Here is a 20,431-nt window from a genome sequence, read left to right as displayed (position 1 = left end):
GATTTTGCGGAGCTGGTGATGGTCGAACGTAAGGCTTCCGTCGAGCGCAATACTCTGGAAACCCAGATCAAGGCCTCGATCAACCTGGATGGCAGCGGCAAGGCCCGATTTGATATCGGAGTGCCTTTCCTTGAACACATGCTCGACCAAATCGCCCGACATGGGTTGATTGATCTGGACATCGAGTGCAAGGGCGACCTGCATATCGACGATCACCATACCGTCGAAGACGTCGGTATCACCCTCGGCCAGGCGTTCAACCAGGCCATCGGTGACAAGAAAGGCATCCGTCGCTACGGCCACGCCTATGTGCCGCTCGATGAAGCCCTGTCGCGTGTGGTTATCGACTTCTCTGGCCGTCCTGGCCTGCAGATGCACGTACCGTACACCCGCGCCTCGGTAGGCGGTTTTGACGTCGATCTGTTCCAGGAATTTTTCCAGGGCTTCGTCAACCACGCCAACGTAACGCTGCACATCGACAACCTGCGTGGGCACAACACCCACCACCAGATCGAAACCGTGTTCAAGGCTTTCGGCCGCGCCCTGCGCATGGCCATCGAGCTGGATGAGCGTATGGCTGGGCAGATGCCGTCGACCAAGGGTTGCCTGTAATGCAGACAGTTGCCGTTATCGACTATGGCATGGGTAACCTGCACTCGGTGGCCAAGGCCCTGGAGCATGTCGGCGCTGGCAAGGTGCTGATTACCAGCGATGCTGCGGTAATCCGCGAGGCCGACCGCGTGGTGTTCCCAGGTGTTGGCGCGATCCGCGACTGCATGGCCGAAATTCGCCGCCTGGGCTTCGACAGCCTGGTGCGTGAAGTCAGTCAGGACCGTCCATTCCTGGGCATTTGTGTCGGCATGCAAGCGCTGCTCGATCACAGTGAAGAGAACGACGGTGTTGACTGCATCGGCCTGTTCCCCGGCAATGTGAAGTTCTTCGGCAAAGATCTGCATGAAGACGGCGAGCACCTGAAGGTGCCGCACATGGGCTGGAACGAAGTCACCCAGTCCATCGACCATCCGCTGTGGCACAACATCCCTGACCTTGCGCGCTTCTACTTCGTGCACAGCTATTACATTGCGGCGGGCAAGGCCGTGCAGGTAGTCGGCCGTGGTCACTACGGCGTTGATTTTGCCGCGGCGCTGGCCGAAGGTTCGCGTTTTGCCGTGCAGTTCCACCCAGAGAAGAGCCATACCCATGGCCTGCAGCTGCTGCAGAACTTCGCGGCCTGGGACGGACGCTGGTAATGAGCAAGTCCAGGACCAAGGCACCGATCCTCACCCTCGCACCCGAACAGGAACGTGAAGCGCTGGACGTACTCAAGCGCTTTCTCGAAGACCGTTTCGAGCTGCAGTTGGGCTCGTTCGAGGTCGCCGAGGTTCTGGAGCTGTTCACCAAAGAGATTGCCCCGCACTACTACAACAGGGCGATTTTCGATGTGCAGAACCACCTGAAAGAACGGTTCGAGAGCATCGAAAGCGACCTGTGGGCGCTCGAGAAGAACTGACTTCCCGAGCATCACTGTTTACCGAATAGACAGGTTTTGCAGATGCTGATTATCCCCGCTATCGATCTTAAAGACGGTGCCTGCGTACGTCTGCGCCAGGGCCGCATGGAAGATTCCACGGTATTTTCCGATGACCCGGTGAGCATGGCTGCCAAGTGGGTCGAAGGCGGCTGCCGCCGTCTGCATCTGGTTGACCTCAATGGTGCCTTCGAAGGGCAGCCGGTCAACGGTGAAGTGGTTACCGCCATCGCCAAGCGCTACCCGAACCTGCCGATCCAGATCGGCGGCGGTATCCGCTCGCTGGAAACCATCGAGCATTACGTCAAAGCGGGCGTCAGTTACGTGATCATCGGCACCAAAGCAGTGAAAGAGCCGGAGTTCGTCGCCGAAGCTTGTCGCGCTTTCCCTAGCAAGGTCATCGTTGGCCTGGATGCCAAAGACGGTTTCGTTGCCACCGACGGCTGGGCTGAAGTCAGCTCGGTACAGGTCATTGACCTGGCCAAGCGCTTCGAAGCTGACGGCGTCTCGGCCATCGTCTACACCGACATCGCCAAAGACGGCATGATGCAGGGCTGCAACGTACCGTTCACTGCCGCACTGGCCGCAGCTACCAAGATCCCGGTCATCGCCTCTGGTGGTATCCACAACCTGGGTGACATCAAGGCCCTGCTCGACGCCAAAGCGCCGGGCATCATCGGCGCGATCACCGGCCGCGCCATCTACGAAGGCACCCTGGATGTTGCTGAGGCGCAAGCCTTCTGCGACAGCTATAAAGGCTGAGGACTCCGACATGGCACTGGCCAAGCGCATCATCCCTTGCCTGGACGTGGACAACGGCCGCGTGGTCAAGGGCGTTAAATTCGAGAACATCCGCGATGCTGGTGACCCGGTAGAAATCGCCCGGCGCTACGATGAACAGGGCGCTGACGAAATCACCTTCCTCGACATCACCGCCAGTGTCGATGGTCGCGACACCACCTTGCACACCGTCGAGCGCATGGCCAGCCAGGTGTTCATCCCGCTGACTGTGGGCGGTGGCGTACGTAGCGTGCAGGACATCCGCAACCTGCTCAATGCCGGTGCCGACAAGGTGTCGATCAACACTGCTGCGGTGTTCAACCCTGAGTTCGTCGGCGAAGCTGCCGCGCACTTTGGCTCGCAGTGCATCGTGGTTGCCATCGACGCCAAGAAAGTTTCCGGCCCAGGCGAAACCCCGCGCTGGGAAATCTTCACCCATGGCGGTCGCAAGCCGACGGGCCTCGATGCGGTGGAGTGGGCGAAGAAGATGGAAGGCCTGGGTGCCGGTGAGATCTTGCTGACCAGCATGGATCAGGACGGCATGAAGAACGGGTTTGACCTGGGTGTAACCCGGGCGATCAGCGATGCCTTGGGCATTCCGGTGATCGCTTCAGGTGGTGTGGGTAACCTGCAGCATCTGGCCGACGGGATTATCGAAGGTCACGCCAGCGCGGTGCTGGCGGCGAGCATCTTTCACTTCGGTGAGTACACCGTGCCAGAAGCCAAGGCCTTCATGGCCAAGCAAGGTATCGTTGTTCGCTGAATCGGCGAGGGCTTTGCTCTCGATCGCCGGCATTGCCGGCGATCGTTCTACTTCAACCGAGATTTTTACCCAGCAGGGCGTGGTACAGCTCACTGTCACCCAGAATTCCCACCACAGTATTTCCTTCCTGCAGCACCAATTTGTTTCCGGTCTGGTAACGAATCTGTAGCGCCTCGCGCATGCCGATACTGGCACTGACCAAGGTCGGTTTGCGGCCCAATCCTTCCACCGCTTCACCCGGTGCCCAGTTTTGCAGGTCCATGCCGTTGGCGCCCTGACGTGCACCTTTGATGGTGTTGCCTTCGGCCAGGTCCAGCCACGAGTCACCACCGGGATCGATGCACACCGAACCGTTGATCCGCTTGCACTTGTCCAGGGTGCGCATCAGGCTGCGACCACACAGCACGTTGAGCGGGTTGGTGTGGGCGACGAAGGTACGCACGTACTCGTCGGCCGGGTTGAGCACGATCTCTTCAGGCTTGCTGTACTGGATGATCTTGCCGTCCTTCATGATCGCGATACGGCTGCCCAGCTTCAGGGCTTCGTCAAGGTCGTGGCTGACGAAGACGATGGTCTTGCTCAGTTTGCGTTGCAGCTCCAGCAGCTCGTCCTGCAGGCCCTGACGGATTAGCGGGTCGAGGGCGGAGAACGGTTCGTCCATCAGCAGAATGTCGGCGTCCATGGCCAGTGCACGGGCCAAGCCAACGCGTTGCTGCATGCCGCCTGAGAGTTCATCGGGTTTCTTGTTGCGCCATTGGGTCAAACCCACCAGTTCAAGCTTTTCGTCGACCAGCTTGCGCCGCTCTTTTTCCGGGCGCCCCTGCATTTCCAGACCGAAGCTGATGTTCTCGCGCACCGTCAGCCAAGGCATCAGGGCAAATTTCTGGAACACCATGGCGATACGCTTGGTGCGCATCATCTTCAGTTCCGCCGGGGTGCAATGGGCGATGTCGATATGTGAGCCTTCGTGCTCTACGAACAATTTGCCGCGGCTAACAGTATTGAGGCCATTGATGCAGCGCAGCAGGCTCGACTTGCCCGATCCGGACAGGCCCATCAGCACGCAGATCTCGCCTTTGTTGATATCCAGGTTGGCCTTTTCCACGCCGACTACCAACCCGGTTTTCTTCAGGATCTGCTCCCGCGAAAGGCCTTGGTCAAGCAGGCTGAGGGCCTCACGCGGTCGGCTGGAGAAGATAACGTCTACGTCTTCGAAGCGAATAATGCTCATGCTTCACTCCTTACCGGTGCGTCGGGTTGTTTGCAGATACGGTCGAGCATGATCGCCAGCAGCACGATTGCCAGTCCCGCTTCAAAGCCCAGGGCAATATCGGCAGTATTGAGTGCGTTGACCACAGGTTTGCCCAGACCGTCGGCACCTACAAGGGCGGCGATGACCACCATCGACAGCGACAGCATGATGCACTGGGTGACGCCCGCGGCGATGCTTGGCATGGCGTGAGGAAGTTCGATGCGCGAGAGCAACTGGCGGCGTGAGCAACCAAAGGCTTTGCCGGCATCGAGCAGTTCCTGAGGCACATCACAGATGCCCAGGTACGTCAGGCGGATCGGTGCCGCGATGGCGAACACCACTGTTGAGATCAGCCCGGGGACTACGCCCAGGCCGAACAGGGTCAGGGTCGGAATCAGGTACACGAAGGTAGGGACCGTCTGCATCAGGTCCAGGACCGGGCGCATGGCGGTGTAGAACATCGGTTTATGTGCCGCAAGAATGCCCAAGGGTACACCGATGGCCACGCAGACCATGGTGGCGAACAGCACCTGGGCCAGGGTCTCCATGGTTTCTTGCCAGTAACCGAGGTTGAGGATCAGCAGGAAAGACAGCACGCAGAAAGCGGTCAGCGCCCATTTGCGCTGGATCAGGTGTGCGATGACTGCGATCAGGCCGATCAGGACGAAGGGGTTGAACCAGGTCAGTGCCCCGGTCACACCATGAATCATCAATTCCAGTGCTTCAGCGAAGGCATCGAAGTAGTTGGCGCCGTGTTGCGTCAACCAGTCAACGAAGCCTGCGATGTACTGGCCCAAAGGTATTTTTTCATCGATCAGCATGATAGCGAGCGTCCACCTGCAAAAGATTGAAGACAGCCTGCGGCGGGGTGAACCCGCCGCAGGTGGTGCTTACTGCGTCAGTTTGGCCTTGGCCGCCTCCAGGCCTGGCCTGCCGTCAACGGTGGTAACCCCTGCCAGCCAGGTATCGAGGACCTGAGGGTTATTTTTCAGCCAGGCTTTGGCGGCTGCGTCGGGTTTCATCTTGTCGTCCAGGACGTTGCCCATCAGGGCACTTTCCATGTCCAGGGTGAAGGACAGGTTTTTCAGCAGCTGACCCACGTTGCTGCATTCCTGCACGTAACCCTTGCGGGTGTTGGTGAGCACGGTGGCTTTGCCGTATTCGGGGCCGAAGAAGTCATCGCCGCCGTCGAGATATTTCATTTTGAAGCGGGTGTTCATCGGGTGCGGTTCCCAGCCCAGGAACACCACGTCGGTGCCGCGGCGCTCGGCACGATCAACCTGCGAGAGCATGCCTGCCTCGCTCGACTCGACCACCTTGAAACCGGCGTCCTTGAGGCCGAAGGCGTTCTTGTCGATCATGCTCTGGATGGTGCGGTTGCCGTCGTTACCGGGCTCGATGCCGTAGATCTTGCCGTCCAGTTCCTTCTTGAATTTAGGGATGTCGGCGAAGGTCTTCAGGCCCTTGTTGTAGAGCGCTTCAGGGACAGCCAGGGTGTACTTGGCGTTCTCCAGGTTGGCTCGCACGGTTTCCACCGTGCCGGCATCACGGTACTGCTTGATGTCGTTTTCCATGGTCGGCATCCAGTTGCCGAGAAACACGTCCATGTTCTTGCCGTCGGCCAGCGACTTGTAGGTCACCGGTACCGAGATCATGGTGGTTTTGGTCTTGTAGCCCAGTGACTGCAACACCACGCTGGTGACCGCAGTGGTGACGGTGATGTCGGTCCAGCCGACGTCGGAGAAGTTGACGGTGTGACACTGCTCGGGCTCTGCGGCCTGTGCCAGAACCGGCAAACTCAGTAGCGCGGTCAGCAACAGCGAAGGTGAACCTTTCATTCGATGGACTCCTGATATTTTTTTCGGACGTCCCACGGGACCGCCGTGCTTTATGGTTTGCATTCGGTCGGACCTGACTATCGGGCGATAGCGGGACAGGTGCCGTGCAATCGAGTCGATACCGATCATCTAACAGCAAAAATCAAACGCCTACAGGGCGCGTCGTATCCAGTACAGGCAGGGTCGCATCCAGTGTCGATGAGGTCGTTTACAGATTTATCCCACCCCGTAATCGCTCTTTCGGCGCTTCTGCACCGCAAAAAAACGGCACACAAACGTGGGTGACAGCTGGCGGCGTTGCTGAGCAAGAACGCGTCGGTTGCAGACGTCAGACGTGCGCTTAAAAGCCTGATGATGCGCGAATTCGGCGGATTGCCGCCTATTTAGCGTAGCAGTTGCACCGTCCTTGGCTGGGCGTCGAGGCGGCTGCTCAATCAGGAGGTAGGTGGCATGGCCATCAGTGTGTTCGACCTGTTCAAGATCGGCGTCGGCCCTTCCAGCTCTCATACCGTCGGCCCAATGCGGGCAGCGGCGCTGTTCGTTCAAGGGCTACGTGAACGTGGCGAACTGGAGCAGGTACAGCGCGTTGAGGTACGCCTGTACGGCTCGTTGTCGGCCACCGGTATCGGCCATGGTAGCGACCATGCGGTGATCATGGGCCTGATGGGCGAATGGCCGGACGCTATCGACCCGTCGCAGATCGGCCTGCGCATTGCTACCTTGCGTGAAACCCAGACCTTATTGCTCGATGGCCGACTCGAAGTTGGCTTCGTCTGGGCCCGCGACATGCGCCTACTCGACGAAAATCTGCCTTACCATCCCAACGCCATGACGCTGATTGCCGAAGGCGCTGGCGGCGAGCTGCACCGCGATACCTATTACTCGGTCGGGGGTGGCTTCGTGGTTGATGCAGCCCAGGCTGCCAGCGGCATACTGGATGCTGACAACACTGTGCTCCCTTACGATTTCAATAGCGCGGTAGAGCTACTGGAACTGTGCAAGAAAAACGACCTGCGCGTGTCGCAATTGATGTTGGAGAACGAGAAGGTCTGGCGCAGCGAAGAAGAGATTCGCAGCGGTTTGCTCACGCTGTGGCGCGCCATGCAGGACTGTGTTGAGAACGGTCTGAAGCATGAAGGCATTCTTCCTGGCGGACTGAATGTGAAACGCCGAGCGGCCAAGCTACACCGCAGCTTGCAGGAGCTGAACAAGCCCAATGTGATCGGCTCGACCTTGAGCGCCATGGAGTGGGTCAATCTCTATGCTCTGGCCGTCAACGAGGAAAATGCCGCGGGCGGGCGCATGGTCACCGCGCCGACCAATGGCGCGGCCGGGATTATTCCGGCGGTGCTGCATTACTACATGCGTTTTAGCGATGTGGTCAGCGAAGCTTGTGTGGTCGATTTCTTCCTCGGCGCGGCGGCGGTGGGAATCCTGTGCAAGAAGAACGCATCGATTTCCGGTGCCGAAGTCGGTTGCCAGGGTGAGGTCGGGTCGGCCTGCGCCATGGCGGCTGCAGGGCTTGCCGAAGTACTGGGGGCAACGCCGGGGCAACTGGAGAATGCCGCAGAGATCGGTCTTGAACATAACCTGGGGCTGACCTGCGACCCGGTCGGCGGTCTGGTCCAGGTGCCCTGTATCGAGCGCAATGCGATTGCCGCAGTGAAGGCGATCAATGCCGCGCAGATGGCGTTGCGTGGCGACGGTGAGCACTTTATTTCGCTCGATCGGGTGATCCGTACCATGCGCGATACGGGGGCAGACATGCATGACAAGTACAAGGAAACCTCGCGTGGTGGTTTGGCGGTCAACGCCATCGAATGTTGATTGGAGCTTGCGCCATTTATGCCCGCCACTGGCGCGGGTGCCACCTTTTAGCGCGCGGCTCTATACATTCTGATTAAGCCCTTGTTACCCCGGTGCCTGGCGCCTGGGGTGACATTCGCGCATGTCGTTTCTGAGCATCCTTCCCACAAGTGCTACCGAACTGCTCACGTCGCCCCAGCACCGGCACTAGCCCGGCGGTTTGCGTTTATAACGGCGCCTCGCAACAGTGGCTATATAGACACTGCGCGAGGTCGTTTTTGGGTTTTATTGAATAGCCATTCAATTTCAGGCATGGCATTTGCGTTGTGATTGGCAAAGCCCCTGCATTCGAATCGGGGCCGTGACAAAAAAAGCCCGCGCCTGCCTGAGGCGCAACCTGCATTGTGTGAGGAGATACCGCGATGACGTCGTACAACTCCGGGACCCCAACCCAGAACCGCACACCTCAATCCATCGGCTTTCTGCTGCTGGATAATTTCACCCTCATCTCCCTGGCGTCGGCAGTCGAACCGCTGCGCATGGCCAATCAGTTGTCTGGCCGCGAGCTCTATCGCTGGAGCACCTTGAGCGTGGACGGTGGCCAGGTATGGGCCAGCGACGGCTTGCAGATCACCCCCGATGCCGCGATGCACAAGGCTCCAGCCATGGATACGGTGATTGTCTGCGGCGGCATTGGCATTCAGCGCACGGTGACCCGCGAGCATGTGACCTGGTTGCAAAGCCAGGCCCGCCAGTCGCGGCGCCTGGGCGCCGTGTGCACCGGCAGTTGGGCGCTGGCTTGTGCCGGCTTGCTCGATGGTTTCGATTGCAGTGTGCATTGGGAGTGCCTGGCGGCGATGCAGGAAGCCTTCCCACGGGTGAGCATGAGCACCCGCTTGTTCACCCTCGACCGTAACCGCTTTACCAGCTCCGGAGGCACCGCGCCGCTGGACATGATGCTGCACTTGATCAGCCGCGATCATGGTCGCGAGTTGTCGGCAGCGATTTCGGAGATGTTTGTCTACGAGCGTATTCGCAACGAGCAGGACCACCAGCGCGTACCACTCAAGCACATGCTCGGCACCAACCAGCCGAAGCTGCAGGAAATCGTCGCGTTGATGGAAGCCAACCTCGAAGAGCCGATCGACCTCGACGAGTTGGCGGTGTATGTGGCGGTGTCGCGTCGTCAGCTTGAGCGCCTGTTCCAGAAGTATCTGCACTGCTCACCGTCACGCTATTACCTGAAGCTGCGCCTGATCCGAGCCCGGCAACTGCTCAAGCAGACGCCGATGTCGATTATCGAAGTGGCGTCGGTGTGCGGGTTTGTTTCCACGCCGCACTTCTCCAAGTGCTACCGCGAGTACTTTGGTATTCCGCCGCGTGATGAACGCGTGGGTTCCAACACCGCCCAGCAGGTGGCGATGATGCCGATTCCGCAGGCGCTGGTGCTGTCACCGTTGGCCGGGCCGATGTCGGCGCTGAGCCAGGCGCGCAATGAGTCGACGTTTGCCAGCGTGCGCTTGTAGCTGAAGGCCCGTTGGGCCTTATCGCCGGCCTTGCCGGCGATGGGCTCAGCCGCGATTGCTGTTGAACTGCGCCAGCGCCGGCAGCAGTTGCTGTTCGATGGCTTGGCGCACGGCTGGCAGGATGGTCGCATTGCCGCTGTACATCTGCTCCACCATACCCTTCAAGGCTTTGGCCCGCGGTTCGCTCAAACCCCGCACAGCACATTCGCAGGCTTGTTCGGCGCTGGCGTCGGACGGCATCTCGAAGCCCAGAGCGCGCAACTGCCCCAGCAAGTCGTCTTGATCAATCAAATCCGCGTGCATCATGGCTGTTGTCCTTGTTTGCAGGTGTGATCGTCAGTCGATTCTGTGGGCACTGGTGCAGGGCGGCAAGCGCAGAATGTCGCAATGGCTGCTTTACCTAAGAACAGGTCGTTTTCGGGCAAATAGAGGCGTGAAGGTGGCTGCACATTGAGGCCAGGCACTGTAACAGGACGGTTTGGTCACCCTCCGATTCACACTTGTGGATGCTCGCTCTAAGCCCCGGTTGCGTCACGGCTCCGGGGCCATTTTTTGCCTGAAATTCTAGTGATCAATTCATCGGCGCAAGGCCGATCACTCGACCAACAAACTCGGCTGCAGGCAGGTCAACCTGCTCATCAACAATCCCCTGCAGCCGCTCCACCACTGAAGGTGTAAACGGTGCCGAGCGTGGCCCGGCCAAGTCTACATGCAAGAGCATTTGCTCACTTGCCGCCAACACTTCAGCGAAGTCTGCACGGTGCAGGCTGTGGTACAGGTGCAGGCGTTTGCGATCGAATCCGATGACCTGCGTCTGCACCCATACTTCGCTGCCCAGCTTCACTTCGTGCAGGTAGTTCAGGTGGCACTCCAAGGTAAACAGCGAGTTGCCAGTGGCGCTACGGTTGTCGCTATCGAGACCAATGCGGTCCATGAAGCCATCGGTGGCATAACTGAAGATCAACAGATAGAAGGCATCGCGCAGATGCCCGTTGTAGTCGACCCAGTCGGCCTGGACTGGGGTTTGGTAGGTGATCAATGCGGGCATCTCAGGCTCCGGTCAGTCGCTAAAAGCCATGCCGTGCTTGGCTTTGGTGGTTTTTACCGCTTCAAGCACAGCCAGCAGGCAATCATCACGATAGCGTTCCAGCGAGCTGATGCTGCGTTCACCCAGCTGTTCGCTGGTGCCTTCGACTACGGCGTCGATCAAGCCCTCAGTCAGCTCTGGCGCTGGCAGGTAGGTCCAGGGCAACTGCAACGCCGGACCAAACTGAGCCATGAAGTGACGCATGCCAGCATCGCCACCGGCCAAGGTGTAGGTGAGGAAAGTGCCCATGAACGACCAGCGCAAACCGGCGCCAAAGCGAATCGCGTCGTCGATCTCTCCCGTGGTCGCCACGCCGTCGTTGACCAGGTGCAGGGCTTCGCGCCATAGCGCTTCAAGCAGGCGGTCTGCGATAAAGCCGGGGACCTCCTTGCGTACATGCAGGGGGCGCATGCCGAGGTTGGTGTAAACGATTTTTGCCGCTTCGATAGCTTCAGGGGCGGTCTTGTTGCTGCCGACGATTTCCACCAGCGGCAACAGGTACACCGGGTTAAACGGGTGGCCGACCACACAGCGCTCGGGGTAAGTGGCGGATTCGTAGAACTCGCTGGGCAACAAGCCCGAGGTGCTTGAGCCGATCAGCGCGTGCGGTTTGGCGGCGGCGCTGATCTTGCTGTGCAGTTCGAGCTTGAGGTCGAGACGCTCGGGCGCGCTTTCCTGGATGAAGTCGGCGTCGCGCACGCATTCCTCGATGGTGGCGACAAAACGCAGGCGATCTGCTGATGCCCCCGGTGCCAGGCCCTGTTGCTCAAGAGCTGGCCAGGCGTTGGCGATGCGTTTGCGTAACGCTGCTTCGGCCCCTGGTGCCGGATCCCAGGCTACAACGTCGAGGCCGTGGGCCAAAGCACGTGCTACCCAGCCACTGCCGATCACGCCGCTACCCAAGGCTGCAAAAGTTTTGATTTCGGTGATAAAGCTCATCTTTAACTCCACTAATCAGCGACCATTCAGGTTCATTTTTGCGCGGCCTTCGGCGGGGGTAAGGACCCGTGCGCCAAGGCGGCTGAGGATTTCCGTGGCGCGTTCAACCAACTGGCCATTGCTGGCCAGCACCCCCTTGTCCAGATACAGGTTGTCTTCCAAGCCCACACGCACGTTGCCACCGAGCAGTACCGCCTGTGCGGCCATGGGCATCTGCATGCGGCCGATGCCGAAGCCAGCCCAGGTCACCCCGGTAGGCAGATTGTCGACCATGGCTTTCATGGTGGCGGTGTCGGCTGGCGCGCCCCAGGGAATACCCAGGCACAGCTGGAATAGCGGGTCGTCAAGCAAGCCTTCTTTGATCATTTGCTTGGCGAACCACAGGTGACCGGTGTCGAAAATTTCCAGCTCGGCTTTGACCCCCAGTTCGGTGATGCGCTTGGCGCCGGCTCGCAATTGCGCCGGGGTCGACACATAGATGCTGTTGCCGTCACCGAAGTTGAGCGTGCCGCAGTCCAGGGTGCAGATTTCCGGCAGCAGTGCCTCAACATGGGCCAGGCGTTCCAGCGGGCCGATCAGGTCGGTACCGGCGCCGAACTCCAGCGGCGTTTCCCCAGGGCCGATCTCCAGGTCACCCCCCATGCCAGCGGTGAGATTGACGATGATGTCTACGTCGGATTCACGGATGCGCTCCATCACTTCCCGATACAGCGCGACATCGCGGCTAAAGCGTCCGGTTTGTGGGTCGCGAACATGGCAATGAACGACTGTAGCCCCGGCTTTGGCGGCCTCCACCGCCGCTTCAGCGATTTGTTTCGGTGTGACCGGGACCAGATGGCTCTTGCTGGCGGTGTCGCCGGCACCGGTCAGTGCACAGGTGATGATGACGTCGTGGTTCATGTGCGGTTTCCTTCAGGCGTCGTGGCTCGCTTCGTCGCCAAGGCAGGCGACGAAGGCATCAGGGGTTGGTGGATTTAGTTGGCAGTCAGTTGCAGGTTCTCGGCAGCGGGCTTGCCATCGAACGTGGTCACGCCTTCAAGCCAGCGTTTTTGGTCTTCGGGGTGATCTTTGAGCCACTTGCGCGCAGACTCCAAGGCGTCCTTGTGATCGAGCAGCGGTTGCATCATGCGGCTTTCGTCGTCGGCGGTGAATTTCAGGTTGGTCAACAAGCGGTTGGCATTTGGGCAGCGTTCGGCATAGTCCGGGGCAGTGACGGTCCAGACGGTGGCACGGCCTTCATCCGGGCCCAAGGCGTCTTCGCTGCCACTCAGGTAAGCCATGTCGACGTTGACGTTCATCGGATGCGGCGCCCAGCCGAAGAACACCACGGCTTGCTTGCGTCGCACGGCACGGTCAACGGCGGCGAGCATGCCGGCTTCGCTGGATTCGACCAGTTGGAATTTGCCCAGGCCGAACAGGTTCTTGCTGATCATCGCCTTGATCTGGGTGTTGGCGCCGGAGCCGGGTTCGATGCCATAGATCTTGGCGCCGAGCTCCTTCTCGAACGTGGCGATGTCGGCGAAGGTTTTTAGGCCCTTATCCGCCAGGTACTGGGGTACTGCGAGTGTGGCGCGAGCGTCGTTGAGGCTCGGCTGAGCCAAAACCTTGACCTGTTTGGCGTCGATGAACGGCGTGATGGTCTGGGTCATGATCGGGTTCCAGTAACCGAGGAACATGTCCAGACGATTGTCGCGGATACCGGCGAAGATGATCTGCTGCGAGGCGCTGGTTTGCTTGGTCTTGTAGCCCAGGCCATCGAGCAGGACCTGGGTCATGGCGCTGGTGGCCATCACGTCGGTCCAGTTGACCACGCCGAGGCGTACGTTCTTGCAAACGGCAGGTTCAGCAGCGAATAGAGGGGGGACGAGGGTGGTGCTCAGGGCAAGGGACAACAGGCTGCGGCGGATCAAGCTGTGCATGGTGGCTCTCCATCGGCAGTGCGTTTTTATAGGGCCGGTCTCTGCGGACCGTTTACACACGCTACGCCGGTAGTAAAGTTGAAATTCGCACCGTGGCGACTAAAACTTGCACGCTGGCGACCCGCCAACAGGAGCCTCCAATGCCGGAGCTGATTCAGTTTCTGCTGTTGCCAGGATTTTCCGCGATGGGCTTCATCTCGGCGGTGGAGCCGCTGCGTGTGGCCAACCGTTTCAGTGGCGCGCTTTATCGCTGGAGTGTGCTCAGTCTGGATGGCGGCCCGGTGCAGGCCAGTAATGGCATGTCGGTCAATGCGGACCGAGTGCTGGGACAAGAAGTGGGTGCAAGCCTACTGCTGGTGGTTGCCGGATTCGAACCGTTGGCGTGCTTTGCGCCCGCACTGCAGCAGGCCCTGCGCCGCCTCGATCACGAAGGGGTGATACTTGGCGGTATCGATACCGGGGCGATGGTGCTAGCCGAGGCGGGGTTGCTCGATGGCCATCGGGTGACCCTGCATTGGGAAGCGTTGGAAGCGTTCAAGGAGCGTTACCCGCGCCTTCAGGTCACTCAGGAGCTGTTTGAGATTGATCGCCACCGGATTACCTGCGCCGGTGGTACCGCTTCGATTGATCTGATGCTTGACTTGATCGCCCAGTCTCATGGCAGCGAACTGGCGGTACAGGTGTCGGAGCAGTTTTTGCTCAGTCGCATCCGCCCGCGTCAGGACCACCAACGCATGCAAATCGCATCGCGCTATGGCATCAGCAACCGCAAACTGGTGCAGGTGATCGGGGACATGGAAAAACACACGGAGACGCCCCTGAGTACACTGGAGTTGGCGTCGCGGGTCAGGGTGACCAGGCGACAGCTTGAGCGTCTGTTTCGTCTGCACCTTGATGACACGCCGAGCAATTTGTACCTTTCGCTAAGGCTGGAAAAGGCTCGCCAATTGTTGTCCCAGACTGATATGAGTGTCACGCAGATCAGCCTGGCCTGTGGTTTCGAGCTACCGTCCTATTTTGCCCGGCGTTACAAACGCCATTTTGGCAAGTGCCCACGAGAGGAGAGGCGGCTGATGCGCCCTCATGATTCAAAGAGAATCTGATCAAGATCGGCAAACACCTTGAGCTGGGCTTGCACGCTGTCGCGGTGGGCAGTGAACGCGACCTTGTCGAAAACGGCGCCCAAGTGGTCGAGTTCCAGTCTCAGCCGTGTCTTTGGTGCGTTGGGATCTTGCGTACAGAGCACGTGAAACAGGATGGCTACAAGGGTTTCTCCATCATCGGAGTCTAATGTGATACTCAGATGTGTCGAGCTGCTGTACCTCCGATAAAGCCCTTCTTGCGGTGCATTCAATACATTGATGACTTCTGTTGCAGCAGACTTGAAGCGAGAGTTTGCGGCCTGCGGTGCTGGCAGCCAGCCGTTGAAGACATCCTTGAGCACGTCTTGGGTAGGGGTGTAAGGAATAGTGCGCTTGGTGTGTTCAACTAATTTGAAACTTAGCCCTGTCAGGGTTTCCAGAACACTGGAAAACCATTCCTTGGCCTGCTTCTCGCGGACGAATCGGTTGTTGGCAATCAATTGCGCCAAGCGCAAGCATTGATAAATATTCTCGGCCGCTTCGGTGAGCATGCCGGCGTTTTGACTGATCGTCACCGGCGAAGAGAAGAGCGCCGTAGTGGGTGCTTCTTGCGTTTTAGACCCTGCAGACAGACTGTCCGTCATAGTGTCTCCTTAGGGGCAGTTGGCTTGGCTTAAGGCCAGGCACCAATAGGTTGATACCTGGCCAGGACCTTAGATGTCCAGGTCAAGGATGTCGTTTGCCTGGCTTGCCAGCTTGTCGGTCACGGCTTTGCGCATGGCCTCGAACTGACGAACACTGAAGGAGCCTTGTTGGGATGCACGGTAGACGCGGGTGTTGGTTTTGCTGATGGTGCGCCCCATCGAACCCTGCGCTTTCTCTGCCTTGTCGTAGCTCATCTGGACGCTGGTCATGTGCATGATCGGCAAGCCTTGTGGGGTCATCTCACAGGCGGCTACCTGAATGGTGCTGGACTTACCCGAAGCACTCAGGCTGCTCTCTTCCAGCAGTGCTTGGGCCTTCGGCGTTTTGACGGTGACCTCGAAGGCGCGGTTTACACAACGCCCCAGACGGTGATTACGGCCGAGGCTGACAGTAACGATATGGGAGGTCAGGGTGGCGGGAGTAAAGTCGTCCTTGTCGATGGCTTCTTCTACGTGGGCAGCACCGGTCAGGGTCCAACCGAACTTGCCCAGGCCATCGTTGTAGTAGTTGTACCACTCGCGCTGCTGAGTTTCCTTGTCGAACTTCTTGTTCGCCGACAGGTTCATCAAGCGCATGCCTGCCAAAACATCTTCAGCTACGCCGGCCGGGACATCGGCCGCGAAAATGCAGACAGTGTTGGCAACCATCAGAACGCGCTCTTCGCCTTCCTTCTTCAGTTTCTCGATTGCCTTGTCCATGTCGGCTTTGGTAATGCTGGTGCTCATATGTTGTTTCCTTAAAGTGAGAGTACTGACACGCCTCGACTTGAGGGGTCTGGCATTCACTTTGTCGAAAACCGTCGAGCGACATCAGCAGCATACCTTTCCATAGGGCAGGGGCATTCAGTCCTCGTCTGGAGCCGCCTCTTCAGCTTGGCCGACAAGCGACTGCAAGTACTCCGAGCGCTCATCGCTGTGCTGCGCCATGCAGTCATTGAGCGCCGACTGGCGGCTATCGGCCGTCTCGGCTTCGAGAATTTGCGCCGCACAATCAGCGTCCTGCAGCTTGTGCCACAGATCCTGGGCAGCAGCGATCTTGTTCAGATAGTTTTTAAGCATTGCAGGTCGGTCGCTGAACTGCGTCTGCGCTCGCTGTCTGAGGTCGTTGTAAGCCTCGGTCAGCTGCTGTTCTGCCGTCTTGCGGTTATAAGCCGAACATTCCTGAGCTTGCTGCGTGGTTTCGACACTGTCGCAAGGCGTAGGACTATCGTCGTCGGCAGCAAAGGTACTCAAGGACAGTGCAGCCAGCAGCCACAGCATTGATTTCATTAGCGAAGCTCCATCTGTTGGTGGGTCTTGTGGGCGCAATTCTGGCCTACAGCCGGCGTGAAGAACAGCGGATGCAGAGGATTTCATCTTGGTGTCGGCCTCTACTTCGGCTGCTCTTGACGCTTTCGGCAAACCCCCTGTCGTTTTTGCATCTGGGCGACCTGGCCCCTAGGCATATGCTGGCCCCAAAGCGCCGGCAGACGACTCGGCGCAAGGACTACCAATAAAAGGGGACAGCCTGATGAGCCCAGCCGAGTTACACGCCGACAGCATCGTTATCGACGGGCTGATCATTGCCAAATGGAACCGCGAGCTGTTCGAAGACATGCGCAAAGGTGGCCTGACTGCGGCCAATTGCACCGTGTCGGTCTGGGAAGGCTTCCAGGCCACGGTCAACAACATTGCCGCCAGCCAGAAACTGATTCGCGACAACGGCGACCTGGTGATGCCGGTGCGCACCACCACCGACATTCGCAAGGCCAAGGAGCTGGGCAAGACCGGCATCCTCTTCGGCTTCCAGAACGCCCACGCATTCGAAGACCAAATCGGCTATGTAGACGTGTTCAAGCAGCTCGGCGTCGGTATCGTGCAGATGTGCTACAACACCCAGAACCTGGTCGGCACTGGCTGCTATGAGCGCGACGGCGGCCTGTCGGGCTTCGGGCGCGAAATCGTTGCCGAGATGAACCGTGTCGGCATCATGTGCGACCTTTCCCATGTCGGCTCCAAGACCTCCGAAGAAGTCATCCTCGAATCGAAAAAACCGGTGTGTTACTCCCACTGCCTGCCCTCCGGGCTCAAGGAGCACCCGCGCAACAAGTCCGATGAAGAACTGAAGTTCATTGCCGACCACGGCGGTTTCGTCGGTGTGACCATGTTTGCGCCGTTCCTGGCCAAAGGCATCGATTCGACCATCGATGACTATGCCGAGGCCATCGAATACACCATGAACATCGTTGGCGAAGACGCCATCGGTATCGGCACCGACTTCACCCAGGGTCATGGCCAGGACTTCTTCGAATACCTGACCCACGACAAGGGCTACGCCCGGCGCCTGACCAACTTCGGCAAGATCATCAACCCGCTGGGCATCCGTACCGTGGGCGAGTTCCCCAACCTCACCGAAACCCTGCTCAAACGCGGCCATAGCGAGCGCGTGGTGCGCAAGATCATGGGCGAGAACTGGGTCAACGTGCTCAAGGATGTCTGGGGCGAATAAGCCGCCAGTAACCGTCTTCCAACCCCTGCCATAGGTGCAGGGGCAGCCAACCTAATTTTCTGGAGTTCAGTTTCCATGGCCAAGATCGCCCCGCAATTGCCTATCGAAGTCGACAGTGAAACCGGTGTCTGGACCAGCGACGCCCTGCCGATGCTCTATGTGCCACGGCATTTCTTCGTCAACAACCACATGGGTATCGAGGAAGTACTGGGTGCTGACGCCTATGCCGAGATTCTCTACAAGGCCGGCTACAAGTCCGCCTGGCACTGGTGCGAGAAGGAGGCCGAATGCCATGATCTGGAAGGCGTGGCGGTGTTTGAACACTACATGAAACGCCTGTCGCAGCGCGGCTGGGGCCTGTTCAAAATTCAGGATATCGATCTGGAAAAAGGCACTGCCAGCGTCAAGCTTGAGCACTCGGCATTCGTCTATGTCTACGGCAAAGTCGGACGCAAAGTCGACTACATGTTCACCGGCTGGTTCGCCGGTGCTATGGACCAGATTCTGGCCGCCCGCGGCAGCACGATTCGTACGGTTGCCGAGCAGCTCTACGGCGGCTCGGAAGAAGGCCACGAAGACGGCCTGTTCATCGTCAAGCCGTTGTAAGTCGAGGATCCTGTCATGGCTTTCGAAGCAATGTTCCAGCCGATCCAGATCGGCAAACTGACCATCCGCAACCGGGTGCTGAGCACCGCGCATGCCGAGGTTTACGCCACTGACGGCGGCATGACCACCGCGCGCTACGTCAAATACTACGAAGAGAAAGCCAAGGGCGGATTAGGCCTGGCCATCTGTGGTGGCTCTTCGGTGGTCGCTATCGACAGCCCGCAGGAATGGTGGGCCTCGGTAAACCTCTCTACTGACCGGATCATCCCGCATTTTCAGAATCTTGCTGATGCCATGCACAAGCACGGCGCCAAGATCATGATTCAGATTACCCACATGGGCCGTCGCTCGCGCTGGGACGGTTTCAACTGGCCGACGCTGATGTCGCCATCGGGCATTCGCGAACCTGTGCACCGCGCTACTTGCAAGACCATCGAACCGGAGGAAATCTGGCGGGTGATCGGCAACTATGCGCAAGCAGCTCGCCGGGCCAAAGAAGGTGGCCTGGACGGCGTCGAACTGTCGGCAGTGCACCAGCACATGATTGACCAGTTCTGGAGCCCAAGGGTCAACAAGCGTACGGATGAATGGGGCGGCAGCTTTGAGGGCCGGATGAAGTTTGGCCTGGAAGTGCTCAAGGCCGTGCGTGCCGAAGTCGGCGCGGATTTCTGCGTGGGCATGCGTATCTGCGGTGACGAATTTCATCCCGATGGCCTCAGCCACGAAGACATGAAGGAGATCGCCAAGTATTACGACGCCACCGGTATGCTCGACTTCTTCGGCGTGATCGGTTCGGGTTGTGACACCCACAACACCCTGGCCAACGTCATTCCCAACATGAGTTATCCACCGGAACCGTTCCTGCACCTGGCGGCCGGGATCAAGGAGGTGGTCAAGGTTCCGGTGCTGCACGCGCAGAACATCAAAGACCCGAACCAGGCCACGCGCATCCTTGAAGGCGGCTACGTGGACATGGTCGGCATGACTCGCGCGCATATCGCCGACCCGCACCTGATCGCCAAGATCAAGATGGGCCAGGTGGACCAGATCAAGCAATGTGTCGGTGCCAACTACTGCATCGACCGCCAGTATCAGGGCCTGGATGTCCTGTGTATCCAGAACGCTGCAACCTCCCGTGAATACATGGGAGTGCCGCACATCATCGAAAAAACCACCGGGCCCAAACGCAAGGTGGTGGTGGTGGGTGCCGGCCCTGCCGGAATGGAAGCGGCGCGGGTATCGGCCGAGCGTGGCCACGACGTGACCCTGTTCGAGAAGAAGGAGGCCATTGGCGGGCAAATCAGCATCGCCGCCAAGGCCCCGCAACGTGATCAGATTGCCGGTATTACCCGTTGGTACCAGTTGGAGCTGGCGCGTCTGAAGGTCGACCTGCGCCTGGGTACTGCCGCAGACATCGACACCATCAAGGACCTGCGCCCTGATGTGATCGTGCTGGCGGTGGGTGGGCATCCGTTTCTAGAGCAGAACGAGCACTGGGGCGCCGCCGAGGGGCTGGTGGTCAGCAGCTGGGACGTGCTCGACGGCAAGGTCGCACCGGGCAAGAACGTGTTGGTCTACGACACCATTTGTGAGTTCACCGGGATGTCGGTGGCCGACTATCTCGCCGACAAAGGTAGCCAGGTCGAGATCGTCACCGACGACATCAAGCCGGGTGTGGCCATTGGCGGTACGTCGTTCCCGACCTACTACCGCAGCATGTACCCCAAAGAGGTGATCATGACCGGCGACCTGGCACTGGAGAAGGTCTACCGCGAGGGCGACAAGCTGGTGGCCGTGCTGGAAAACGAATACACCGGCGCCAAAGAGGAGCGGGTGGTTGATCAAGTGGTGATCGAGAACGGTGTGCGTCCGGACGAAGCGCTCTACTACGGGCTCAAGGAAGGTTCGCGCAACAAAGGCCAGATTGATGTTGAGGCACTGTTCGCGATCCAGCCGCAGCCGATTCTCAGCCAATCGGGCGAAGGCTACCTGCTCTATCGCATCGGTGACTGCGTAGCGCAGCGCAATACGCATGCTGCCATTTATGACGCACTCCGGCTCTGTAAGGACTTTTAAGGCAGCTGCAAGTGGCAAGCTTTAGTGGCAAGCAAGG

Annotated in this window: 22 protein-coding genes; 11 read left to right on the top strand and 11 right to left on the bottom strand. The window is 59.1% G+C overall.

The window, feature by feature from the left end; genetic code table 11:
• The first annotated feature begins 18 nt into the window (after positions 1-18).
• The 5 genes from hisB to hisF are packed head-to-tail and all read left to right on the top strand — an operon-like array spanning position 19 to position 3,071.
• Positions 19-612 (top strand): imidazoleglycerol-phosphate dehydratase HisB, encoded by a 594-nt coding sequence (gene hisB, locus ACQRAX_RS07765; protein ID WP_028942262.1) that lies wholly within the window; start codon positions 19-21, stop codon positions 610-612.
• Positions 612-1,250: an imidazole glycerol phosphate synthase subunit HisH gene (gene hisH, locus ACQRAX_RS07760; RefSeq protein ID WP_412038951.1), complete on the top strand. Its 639-nt coding sequence runs from the start codon at positions 612-614 to the stop codon at positions 1,248-1,250. Before hisB ends, hisH begins: the two co-directional genes overlap by 1 nt.
• On the top strand, positions 1,250-1,510 hold the full coding sequence (locus ACQRAX_RS07755) for a DUF2164 domain-containing protein (RefSeq protein WP_412038952.1): 261 nt from the start codon (positions 1,250-1,252) through the stop codon (positions 1,508-1,510). The genes hisH and ACQRAX_RS07755 overlap by 1 nt, the downstream gene beginning before the upstream one ends.
• A gap of 42 nt (positions 1,511-1,552) precedes the next feature.
• Complete coding sequence (hisA, locus tag ACQRAX_RS07750) at positions 1,553-2,290, top strand: 1-(5-phosphoribosyl)-5-[(5-phosphoribosylamino)methylideneamino]imidazole-4-carboxamide isomerase (protein ID WP_412038953.1); 738 nt, start codon at positions 1,553-1,555, stop codon at positions 2,288-2,290.
• A 10-nt stretch (positions 2,291-2,300) separates the two neighbouring features.
• Positions 2,301-3,071: an imidazole glycerol phosphate synthase subunit HisF gene (gene hisF, locus ACQRAX_RS07745; RefSeq protein WP_045180781.1), complete on the top strand. Its 771-nt coding sequence runs from the start codon at positions 2,301-2,303 to the stop codon at positions 3,069-3,071.
• Between the two features lie 52 nt (positions 3,072-3,123).
• Here hisF and choV read toward each other — a convergent pair whose 3' ends face one another.
• The 3 genes from choV to ACQRAX_RS07730 all read right to left on the bottom strand — a co-directional run bounded on the left by choV (position 3,124) and on the right by ACQRAX_RS07730 (position 6,161).
• On the bottom strand, positions 3,124-4,302 hold the full coding sequence (gene choV / locus ACQRAX_RS07740) for a choline ABC transporter ATP-binding protein (RefSeq protein ID WP_045180778.1): 1,179 nt from the start codon (positions 4,300-4,302) through the stop codon (positions 3,124-3,126).
• A complete protein-coding gene (choW, locus tag ACQRAX_RS07735; RefSeq protein ID WP_177327748.1) occupies positions 4,299-5,147 on the bottom strand; it encodes a choline ABC transporter permease subunit in 849 nt (282 codons plus the stop codon). Before choW ends, choV begins: the two co-directional genes overlap by 4 nt.
• 66 nt (positions 5,148-5,213) lie before the next feature.
• A complete protein-coding gene (locus ACQRAX_RS07730) occupies positions 5,214-6,161 on the bottom strand; it encodes a choline ABC transporter substrate-binding protein (RefSeq protein WP_412038954.1) in 948 nt (315 codons plus the stop codon).
• Positions 6,162-6,611: 450 nt separating this feature from the next.
• Here ACQRAX_RS07730 and ACQRAX_RS07725 point away from each other — a divergent pair, with 450 nt between their 5' ends.
• Together ACQRAX_RS07725 and ACQRAX_RS07720 are read left to right on the top strand one after the other, a co-directional pair.
• On the top strand, positions 6,612-7,988 hold the full coding sequence (locus ACQRAX_RS07725; RefSeq protein ID WP_412038955.1) for an L-serine ammonia-lyase: 1,377 nt from the start codon (positions 6,612-6,614) through the stop codon (positions 7,986-7,988).
• A gap of 401 nt (positions 7,989-8,389) precedes the next feature.
• A complete protein-coding gene (locus ACQRAX_RS07720) occupies positions 8,390-9,493 on the top strand; it encodes a GlxA family transcriptional regulator (RefSeq protein WP_028942254.1) in 1,104 nt (367 codons plus the stop codon).
• A gap of 45 nt (positions 9,494-9,538) precedes the next feature.
• On the opposite strand, the gene ACQRAX_RS07715 is transcribed toward ACQRAX_RS07720, so the two are convergent.
• The 5 genes from ACQRAX_RS07715 to choX form a co-directional block, all read right to left on the bottom strand.
• Positions 9,539-9,799 carry a hypothetical protein gene (locus ACQRAX_RS07715; protein WP_412038956.1) on the bottom strand — a complete coding sequence of 87 codons (261 nt, stop codon included), beginning with the start codon at positions 9,797-9,799 and terminating at the stop codon, positions 9,539-9,541.
• A gap of 265 nt (positions 9,800-10,064) precedes the next feature.
• Entirely contained in the window at positions 10,065-10,541 is a 477-nt protein-coding gene (locus ACQRAX_RS07710; RefSeq protein WP_412038957.1) for a thioesterase family protein, read from the bottom strand.
• Positions 10,542-10,553: 12 nt separating this feature from the next.
• The gene (locus ACQRAX_RS07705) at positions 10,554-11,519 is read right to left on the bottom strand and encodes an L-carnitine dehydrogenase (RefSeq protein ID WP_412038958.1); all 966 of its coding nucleotides are present in this window, start codon (positions 11,517-11,519) and stop codon (positions 10,554-10,556) included.
• Between the two features lie 15 nt (positions 11,520-11,534).
• Positions 11,535-12,419, bottom strand: a complete 885-nt coding sequence (locus ACQRAX_RS07700) for a 3-keto-5-aminohexanoate cleavage protein (RefSeq protein ID WP_412038959.1) — start codon at positions 12,417-12,419, stop codon at positions 11,535-11,537.
• A 74-nt stretch (positions 12,420-12,493) separates the two neighbouring features.
• Positions 12,494-13,438, bottom strand: a complete 945-nt coding sequence (gene choX, locus ACQRAX_RS07695; RefSeq protein WP_412038960.1) for a choline ABC transporter substrate-binding protein — start codon at positions 13,436-13,438, stop codon at positions 12,494-12,496.
• Positions 13,439-13,578: 140 nt separating this feature from the next.
• Here choX and ACQRAX_RS07690 point away from each other — a divergent pair, with 140 nt between their 5' ends.
• Complete coding sequence (locus ACQRAX_RS07690) at positions 13,579-14,541, top strand: GlxA family transcriptional regulator (RefSeq protein ID WP_412038961.1); 963 nt, start codon at positions 13,579-13,581, stop codon at positions 14,539-14,541.
• On the opposite strand, the gene ACQRAX_RS07685 is transcribed toward ACQRAX_RS07690, so the two are convergent.
• The 3 genes from ACQRAX_RS07685 to ACQRAX_RS07675 all read right to left on the bottom strand — a co-directional run bounded on the left by ACQRAX_RS07685 (position 14,520) and on the right by ACQRAX_RS07675 (position 16,493).
• Positions 14,520-15,164 carry a hypothetical protein gene (locus ACQRAX_RS07685; RefSeq protein WP_412038962.1) on the bottom strand — a complete coding sequence of 215 codons (645 nt, stop codon included), beginning with the start codon at positions 15,162-15,164 and terminating at the stop codon, positions 14,520-14,522. The genes ACQRAX_RS07690 and ACQRAX_RS07685 overlap by 22 nt on opposite strands.
• A gap of 69 nt (positions 15,165-15,233) precedes the next feature.
• The gene (locus ACQRAX_RS07680; RefSeq protein WP_412038963.1) at positions 15,234-15,950 is read right to left on the bottom strand and encodes a hypothetical protein; all 717 of its coding nucleotides are present in this window, start codon (positions 15,948-15,950) and stop codon (positions 15,234-15,236) included.
• 117 nt (positions 15,951-16,067) lie between these two features.
• The gene (locus tag ACQRAX_RS07675) at positions 16,068-16,493 is read right to left on the bottom strand and encodes a lysozyme inhibitor LprI family protein (RefSeq protein WP_412038964.1); all 426 of its coding nucleotides are present in this window, start codon (positions 16,491-16,493) and stop codon (positions 16,068-16,070) included.
• A 241-nt stretch (positions 16,494-16,734) separates the two neighbouring features.
• On the opposite strand from ACQRAX_RS07675, the gene ACQRAX_RS07670 reads away from it, so the two are divergent.
• The 3 genes from ACQRAX_RS07670 to dgcA all read left to right on the top strand — a co-directional run bounded on the left by ACQRAX_RS07670 (position 16,735) and on the right by dgcA (position 20,394).
• A complete protein-coding gene (locus ACQRAX_RS07670) occupies positions 16,735-17,712 on the top strand; it encodes a dipeptidase (protein ID WP_412038965.1) in 978 nt (325 codons plus the stop codon).
• A 75-nt stretch (positions 17,713-17,787) separates the two neighbouring features.
• Positions 17,788-18,318 (top strand): DUF5943 domain-containing protein, encoded by a 531-nt coding sequence (locus ACQRAX_RS07665; protein ID WP_412038966.1) that lies wholly within the window; start codon positions 17,788-17,790, stop codon positions 18,316-18,318.
• A gap of 15 nt (positions 18,319-18,333) precedes the next feature.
• A complete protein-coding gene (gene dgcA / locus ACQRAX_RS07660; protein WP_412038967.1) occupies positions 18,334-20,394 on the top strand; it encodes a dimethylglycine demethylation protein DgcA in 2,061 nt (686 codons plus the stop codon).
• Positions 20,395-20,431: the final 37 nt, after the last annotated feature.

Source organism: Pseudomonas sp. UM16 (assembly GCF_050312595.1).
In the GTDB taxonomy this organism is placed as follows: Bacteria; Pseudomonadota; Gammaproteobacteria; order Pseudomonadales; family Pseudomonadaceae; genus Aquipseudomonas.
Note: the sequence above shows the minus strand (reverse complement) of the source record. Positions and strands in the feature narration are given on the sequence as shown.